This window comes from Trichocoleus sp. FACHB-6 (genome assembly GCF_014695815.1).
Taxonomy (GTDB): Bacteria; Cyanobacteriota; Cyanobacteriia; order Cyanobacteriales; family FACHB-T130; genus Funiculus; species Funiculus sociatus.
Genome location: NZ_JACJOY010000074.1, coordinates 20,445 through 28,471, shown reverse-complemented (window position 1 = coordinate 28,471; position 8,027 = coordinate 20,445). Strand labels below are relative to the sequence as shown.

General features: G+C 44.4%; 7 protein-coding genes. 4 read left to right on the top strand and 3 right to left on the bottom strand.

The features are described from left to right. Positions 1-62: 62 nt before the first annotated feature. The 3 genes from H6F66_RS14165 to surE all read right to left on the bottom strand — a co-directional run bounded on the left by H6F66_RS14165 (position 63) and on the right by surE (position 2,771). Positions 63-536 carry a hypothetical protein gene (locus tag H6F66_RS14165; protein ID WP_190422295.1) on the bottom strand — a complete coding sequence of 158 codons (474 nt, stop codon included), beginning with the start codon at positions 534-536 and terminating at the stop codon, positions 63-65. Positions 537-791: 255 nt separating this feature from the next. Next, the gene (locus H6F66_RS14160) at positions 792-1,226 is read right to left on the bottom strand and encodes a hypothetical protein (RefSeq protein WP_242018984.1); all 435 of its coding nucleotides are present in this window, start codon (positions 1,224-1,226) and stop codon (positions 792-794) included. Positions 1,227-1,973: 747 nt separating this feature from the next. After that, positions 1,974-2,771, bottom strand: a complete 798-nt coding sequence (gene surE, locus H6F66_RS14155; protein ID WP_190422291.1) for a 5'/3'-nucleotidase SurE — start codon at positions 2,769-2,771, stop codon at positions 1,974-1,976. Between the two features lie 225 nt (positions 2,772-2,996). Here surE and pheS point away from each other — a divergent pair, with 225 nt between their 5' ends. The 4 genes from pheS (at position 2,997) to H6F66_RS14135 (ending at position 8,006) form a co-directional block, all read left to right on the top strand. Continuing rightward, on the top strand, positions 2,997-4,001 hold the full coding sequence (pheS, locus tag H6F66_RS14150) for a phenylalanine--tRNA ligase subunit alpha (protein WP_190422289.1): 1,005 nt from the start codon (positions 2,997-2,999) through the stop codon (positions 3,999-4,001). Positions 4,002-4,237: 236 nt separating this feature from the next. Then, the gene (locus H6F66_RS14145) at positions 4,238-5,278 is read left to right on the top strand and encodes a molybdopterin-dependent oxidoreductase (RefSeq protein WP_190422287.1); all 1,041 of its coding nucleotides are present in this window, start codon (positions 4,238-4,240) and stop codon (positions 5,276-5,278) included. Positions 5,279-5,822: 544 nt separating this feature from the next. After that, the gene (locus tag H6F66_RS14140; RefSeq protein WP_190422285.1) at positions 5,823-6,296 is read left to right on the top strand and encodes a hypothetical protein; all 474 of its coding nucleotides are present in this window, start codon (positions 5,823-5,825) and stop codon (positions 6,294-6,296) included. A gap of 243 nt (positions 6,297-6,539) precedes the next feature. Next, complete coding sequence (locus H6F66_RS14135; RefSeq protein WP_190422283.1) at positions 6,540-8,006, top strand: adenylate/guanylate cyclase domain-containing protein; 1,467 nt, start codon at positions 6,540-6,542, stop codon at positions 8,004-8,006. The last annotated feature ends 21 nt before the right edge of the window (positions 8,007-8,027 follow it).

Below are 8,027 nucleotides of genomic sequence, written 5' to 3'. Positions count from 1 at the left end.
AATTACTGGGGTAAGCTTTACTCATAACGCTCTCTCAGTGCTGTGTACTACATATTCGCAGCTTACACTGAGTGAGCTTTTTTGCTATCTAACCGACTTTTAAAACATCCTCTTAGAGCAATATCTATTTTATTATCTCCGTTAAAGTCACCCCGCAAATATAGCTGTCGGATATCTCTAAAATGAATATTATAAGTTTTGTTTAATCCCTTATCAAAAAAGGACTTCCTAACCCAATAAGGAATATTTACATACCTAATATGTGCAATAAATGACTTCTGATCTTTAACAGCATCATTATCTTCAGGTGTTGTAGGGTTGTAAGTTATATCACGCGCAGCTTCTTGTTCATTGCTTTCGCCTTTCTTCTCTGTATTTTCTTTCTCCGCCACAACAGTTTGCTCCGCAACATTCAAAGAAGCTGGGGATTCCACTGGGGCTTTAGAGAGATTATCTGAAGAACAACTATTAGCAAGTCCTAGTAAAAGGCAGATTCCTATTATTTGAATTAATTTTGAATTTTTCATGATATTCATAACAATCATTTCAGGATGTGAACAATTAAGTAAAAACGCCTGAAGATTAAAGCCGCAACCGCATAAACTAAGACCGCCTTCGCGGTCTTAGAAACTAGGAGAATGGTATTACTCTACCGATAATTTAGGTTGCTTTCCGGTTAAAACCCAGGAAATTTGTTTTTTGGATGCAGAAATTTTCTTGCTTGTTTCAGCAGCACGCACCTGGAAATGTAGATGAGGGCCAGTGCTGTGTCCGCTGTTACCCGTACCCTTTTAATGACGTTTAAATCCATATCCTACATAAGTTTCTCCTTCATAAAAAACGACTAGCGATGTTTGCGGATCAAATGCCAAAGGGTGAATTTCGCGCTCGGTTTTGGCTCCCGCTCGAATGCTCACATTCGGCAAGCGGCAATAAGGCTCCTTCACGATTTGTTGCACGTTGCGCCGAGAGCTGCGCTCAGGCACTGTTAAGAGTCGTGCTAATTGAGATCGCGATAGCGTCGCCTTCGGCTTTACAATCTCTGTGCAGGCGGTGGTGCTACGCTCTACTGATTGCCGTTCCTTAAGTGCCGAGGTCGGATTGAAAGGCAAGTTAAGAGCGGCTAACAGGTAGCCACTGGCTAACAGACAGCAACCTGCTAACAGATATTGCAGCACCAGGGATCGGGCTTTAAACTCCTTGATCATCTTATTTATCTCCTTCATGGCTCGTTGTTGGGTAATACAGGACTTTGGCAGGCTGGCTGCTCTTAGAAAGATGTGGTTTATTTAGTTTTTTGGAAGAATATTTATTTGGAATGCGATCGCTTCGCCTCGGACTTCGTACTACGCTCTTCCTGTCAATTACTTGCAATAAAGCTAGGCAGTAATTCCTAGTTGATAAAGCAATCCGGAATATCGCTCTAAAGAGATTGGGATCGTTTACACTCGATGAAAGCAAGTGCTATTTGCTTGTACGTGAAAGCTTTTTCAAAAGGCTGACAAACGGTTAAGCTGTAGGGGTTTGCAGCCGTTGTGTCAGTAAATATAGCGTTTCTCAGCTGGGTGGAATATATCGCGGTTGTTTTGTTTTCGCCACCTTGGTAGGGACATGGCAATGCCATGCCCTTACAGATGTATCGCACCCAGCCCTTGAATTGCTATAAGGCCTGAGTAAAATCAAATAAGCTGAGTACCCATTTACCCATTCTCGCTTTTTGTCGAAGTAGGGTTTCCTTTGCCTTCTTCCTCTCACCACAGGCGATACACTTACGTGTCTTTGACTGCAACTCCTTGACTACAGTGTACTACTAATTTTAGTACATTTGTACTAATAATTTAGCGTGATAACCGCACCAAAAAAGGCAAAAGAAAAAAAATGGCTGCCCCTCATTCCCAGCCTCTGACTGAGAACGAGGATAATCTCTGAGACCGCTTGAGCGGATCGGAGCCGCGGGTGAGGGACAAAGTTCCTCAAAGCTCAAAAATCTTGAATTCCTGCAAACTGCGAACTCCAGCAGCATAGGTGAGGTTATATTGCAAGGGCGTTACGGTAATGTAGTTTTTCCGAATTGCCTGCACATCGGTTTCTATGTGACTGGGTAAAAGCGGATTTTCAGGTTGTTCAACTTCTTCCAAAGCTTCACCAGCTAACCAATAGTAAGTTTTGCCGCGTGGATCTACCCGCTTTTGAAAAATATCAAAATAGCGACGAATCCCTTGACGAGTCAGGGCGACACCAGCAATATCTTCCCATTTCACAGGCGGCACGTTGACGTTGAGTAACATTGCCTCTGGTAGCGGCTGCAAGCTTAACTTATCCATGAAGATTTTGGCAAATTTGGCAGCGGTTTGAAACTCCCTTGAGGTGTAACTGGTCAGACTAAAAGCGATGCTGGGAATTCCCTCTATTACGCCTTCCATCGCCGCTGAAACTGTGCCTGAGTATAGGACATCAGTGCCAAGGTTAGAACCGTGGTTAATGCCAGATAAGACAAAATCCGGGGGTGCATCGAGCAAAGCACCTAGCGCCAGTTTTACGCAGTCCGAGGGAGTTCCCGAACAAGACCAGGCTTTGACTGTGGGGTGAAAAATCGACTCGACGACTTCAGCGCGGATGGGGTCGTGCAGGGTAAGACCGTGACCAGTGGCAGACCGTTCCCGGTCGGGGCATACTACGGTGACATTGTGTCCGGCTTCGGCGAGGGTATTGGCGAGATTGCGAATGCCCAAGGCGAAGATGCCATCATCGTTGCTGATTAACAGTTTCATTAACTTACTACAGGAGGAGTCAAATTCTATTTTGCACCGCAGCTTGTAATATAGGGCTTACGCACGTTAACACGCTGTAGGGGCTTTTTGATTGCCATGCCCCTACAACAGAATCAGGCATTCACTAATTAACTGCGTAAGTCCTGTAATAGATGAATGCAGATGAATGAGTCAAATCGCGTTAAACTCAAGCAAAGATGCCAAACTGAAGACTGTCTGTAGAAAATGACCACTACGCTTTCGGAGCTTGAGGCTCAACTAGCCGCGCTTAAACAGGATGCGACGAATGCGATCGCTGCTGCTTCTACTCTTGCACAACTAGAGGAACTTCGAGTCGGCTACCTGGGTAAAAAAGGGCAGCTGTCCAAAGTATTAGGGGGTTTGGGTAAATTAGACGCAAGCGATCGCCCCCGGATTGGTGCTTTAGCAAACGAAGTCAAAGAAGCGCTGCAAAATGACCTGGATCGCAAGCGGACAACCTTGCAGGAAGCCCAAATCCAAGCCGCATTGGAATCGGAAACCCTGGATGTCACTATGCCAGGAGTTTACCGCCCCCTCGGTCGCAAGCACCCGCTCAACAGCACAATTGACCGCATTGTAGATATCTTCGTTGGTCTTGGCTACACCGTTGCCCAAGGGCCGGAGATGGAGACAGACTACTACAATTTTGAGGCGCTGAACACCCCCGCAGACCACCCTGCCCGCGATATGCAGGATACCTTCTACCTGCCGGATGGCAATCTGCTGCGGACGCATACTTCTTCGGTGCAGATTCGCTACATGGAAGAAAATGAGCCGCCAATCAGGATTGTGGCACCAGGGCGCTGTTACCGACGAGATACGGTAGATGCGACCCATTCGGCCGTCTTCCACCAAGTAGAAATTTTGGCAGTTGATCAGGGGCTAACTTTTACAGACCTTAAAGGCACTATTAAGGTGTTTTTAGAGGAGATGTTTGGTGCTGAGTTACCGATTCGTTTCCGGGGCAGTTATTTCCCATTCACCGAACCTTCGGCGGAAGTCGATGTGCAATGGCAGGGACGCTGGTTAGAAGTGATGGGCTGCGGTATGGTTGACCCCAATGTCCTGAAGAAGGTGGGTTACGATCCAGAAGTTTATACTGGATTTGCCGCTGGTTTCGGTGCTGAGCGTTTTGCAATGGTGCTGCATCAAATTGATGATGTGCGTCGGATGTACAGCAGTGATTTGCGCTTTTTGCGGCAGTTTTAAGAAATTTGGTAGTAGGTGGTAAGAAGGATAAAACTTACAGTTCTAAGTAGTTGTTCCCTTACCTCTAACCTCTACCTTCTACCCCTTCTTATTCCTTAGAACGAGGATATTCTAGATAACTTACTAACTTGATCTTTTCCCGGTTGAATTGAGGTAACTGTGTTAAAAAGAATTTAGTTGCTGTTATTACAGTAGCGATCGCTTTTCGGTAAACTACCTAAAGAAGTATTCTTTAAATGCGGTTGAATCCAAACGTGGGGAAAAATTTGGCTCTAGTACCGCTAGTGACAAGTATTGTCTGCCTTGGAGCTTGTACAAATCAGCCAACGGATAAGCAGCTGGAGTCCTGGCGAACTGAAGCGATCGCTCTCAACGCCCAGATGGTGAAAGCCAATACCAAAACTTCACCGGAGGAGTGGAATCTGGTTATTGAGGGGCAAATTGCCAAGGGCAAAGCGGTGACATTGAGCTGGCAACAGCTACAGGCATTGGCAACAAATCATGTAAAAACTACAGAGCCTCATGCCGTACTCAACCAAGAGGAGATTTTCGACTTTCGGGGCATCCGTGTATCTACACTATTGAAAAAGTTAGCGATCGCGTCGGATATTACAGATATTACTTTTGTCTGTTTTGACGGCTACCAAGCGACAATCAGCATGAAGGATTTGCTTGCCTACCCGATTACTTTAGCGATCGCTAAAAATGGCAAACCAATTCCCCGCGATCAAGGCGGCCCTATTTATTTAGTCATTCCGCATACACAATACCCTAATTTGAAAAAAAAGTATAACGAATTATCCTGGGCGTTTTATGTTACCCACATGATAATTGGTACTGAACCAGTAAAATTACGTGTAGGAAGGCGCGAACTAGACTTAGCCGCTCTTGATAAACTTCCCCAAGTTACAATTTTGGAAAATGTCGGCTACAGAATGGGTTGGCCCAGTGGCGAAGTCAAACTTCACGGGGTGCGTGTACGCAATGTTCTAGCCTTCGCAGGTATCCAGCTGCCCGCCAATGGGGAAATTGTAGTTCGCGGGAAGGCACCAATTTACCATGACCCCTCCAATCCAGTCCGCTTGGCAGCAACCGATTTGCGCGAGTGTGACATTCTGGTGGCGACCAGATGGGGCAATGACAAAGAACCGATCCCCGCAAAAATGGGGGGGCCATTGACGCTGGCTTTTAGTTCTGAGTGTCACGCAGGGGCGGGGTTTTCGCGCCCTTTAAATAGACAGCGATGGGTGACTTTCTTAGAAGGTTTTTATCTCTAATAGGAATTAATACCGAACTATGGCTACCCCATAAGGCAAAACTTTGATAGATGTTAACTAGATTGTACCGAGTAAATAGTAATCCTAATTCATTTATGAAATTCTCTTTTTCCCCTTTATGGAACCTGCTGAATTGGCGGGAAATATTTTCTACAAAAGGTAGCTTTTACCCATTAAATCGGGCTGCTACAGTTTCTCAACCATTAGATGTATTTGTACAGCGTTTCTCAGTTGGATGGAATATATCGCGGTTCTGACGTTCACGCTGCCTTGGTAGGGGCATGGCAATGCCATGCCCCTACAGATGTATCGCACCCAACCCTTGAATTGCTATACATCATCTCTAATAGGTTAATCGCAATATAAATTATGCTATCAATCAAACGAAAGCTTTAAAATATAATCTAAGTAACAATCTTTCTCCCCAATGTATAACGTTAACTTTTACTTTGCTGATAGCAGCCTTCGAGATAGAAACAATAAAATACTGAGTTATACTATACAGAAAAGACTTCAAAACTTTAATCACTTTTAAGGATTACCGATGAGCAAACCATTAGATGAAACTCTCTCAAAAGAACTTTCCGAGCGCATTAAAAGCAAAGCAAAAGATCCCTTTAATAATGCTTATAAAGCGGCATTATTAACTGAAGGATGTATGTATGTACAAGGATTTTTAGTTGGGGATGGAAAGCCATACAGGCCGATTGAGCATAGTTGGATTGAGCTTGAGACTTGTATTGTCGATCCCACACTGCCACACCTAAATAAAAATGCAGAACAATTTTTCTACTTTCCGGCACAACATTTAACAGTGAAGAAACTTGTTGCAGCAGTAGAAGAAGCCAAAGAAGATTATCCAGATGATGAGCCACTGCCTGTTTATGATGCTTTACCACATGAGTATTACGGAAATTTAATCATGGGGAGTAAAAAGTATTCAGAAGCGTATAAAGAGGCTGAAGCTAAATGCAGGGAGTTGAATAAACCCAAAAAAGAAACTGATTCAACAAGTTAACTTACCTAAGCGTAGCAAGCCTCCTTCTTCTATAAAAAAGAGCTTAGGGAGCAGAGGTAATAGGTTGTAACTCGTAGGACAAAAGAGCCTACCTACAAACGGAAAAAAATTTCACAATCCTGCAAAGACTGCTATAAATAATTGAAAGCAACCTATTACCTAAACCAAGTCCCAACTCTTGCTCAGATTGCCAAATGGCTCTGGTTGTATTTAACGAAATCAGAATGTTATAAATAAAGCCGGATGAAAGTTTTTGCTTTCCGCTCAATCCACACCCAATTTATGACCGCTACGACGTTGTTGATCGTCGGACTGGTTGGCTCCATAGTCTGGGTTTGGGCGAATACCGAGAGTAACCTCTACCGTCAGCAGCAGCAGAGTCAAGCAAAGTCCTTAGTTAAGTTGTCAGCTTATGCTTTGGGTAACGAACTCTCTGAAGAAAATTGGGGTCAAATCCGCGTGGATCTGGATTTATTGATGAGGGAAAACCAGGATTTTTTATACATTCTTGTTTCTGATGCCCGGAAAAAAAATCAGATTCTTGCCTCGTCGCCCAGCGATTTCCAAAACCAGTATATTCCAGATATTGTTCCAGTAGAGGTGACAAATGCGGCGCTAAAATCGCGACATTCTCATGCTGTAGAAACATTTGTTCTGCGGGATATCAAGTTCTTGGGGCATGTGCGAGCGAAGCGTGGCGAACGATTTATAGAAGTAAGTTCGGACATCAAACTGGTATCGGGTGAAACAATTGGCACTTTGCGGATCGGGATGTCGTCACAGCAAATTAACCGTGCTGTTGTCTATGCAATAAATCAGGCTGTGTTAGTGGGTTTTGTGGGACTCGCCGTTAGTTTAGTGTGTGCGTATATTCTGGCAAAGCGGTTGAGCGATCCGGTGCAGCGTTTGCAGGTGAGTGCTGCCAGAATTGCCGCTGGAGATTTACAGCATCGTGCGGAAATTAACTTGTCAGATGAAATTGGAGATTTAGCAAAGTCTTTTAACGAGATGTCGGCAGCGTTGCAAGCATCGTTTAGTAAGTTACACAAGACTTTGGAATCGTTTGAGCGGTTCGTGCCGGATAAATTTCTTGCAGTTATTGCACCAGAGGGAATTGAAAATATTCAGGTGGGTGTATCGGCGACGCGAACTATGACGATTTTGTTTTGCGATATCCGAAATTACAGTTCAATGGCGGAACAAATGACACCATTCGAGACGTTTTCGTTTTTGAATGATTTCTTGGAATGTATGGGATGGCCGATTGAGAAAAGTGGCGGCTTTATTGACAAATATATTGGCGATGCGATCATGGCATTGTTCGATGATGAAGCAACTGATTGCGCTCTGCGTGCAGCAATTTTAATGCAGGGGACACTGTCTCTTTTTAATGAGGAGCGAATAGAAAAAGGTTTGCCTGCGATCGCAGTCGGTATCGGCATCCATCGCGGTGAGGTGGTGATGGGTACGGTGGGATTTAACTCCCGCATTGACTCTACTGTGGTTGGCGATGTGGTGAATTTAGCTTCTCGCGTTGAGGGTTTAACTAAGCAGTATGACTGTCAGATTCTGGTAACAGAGTCAGTGGTAAATAGTTTGTACCACCCAGAATCCTTCTCGTTGCGATTGGTAGATAAGTCGGTAAAGGTGAAGGGCAAAGAGGAAGCGATCGCTATTTATGAACCAAGCTATAAGCACTTAAAAGTTTAAAATATAAACTACCCTATTCTA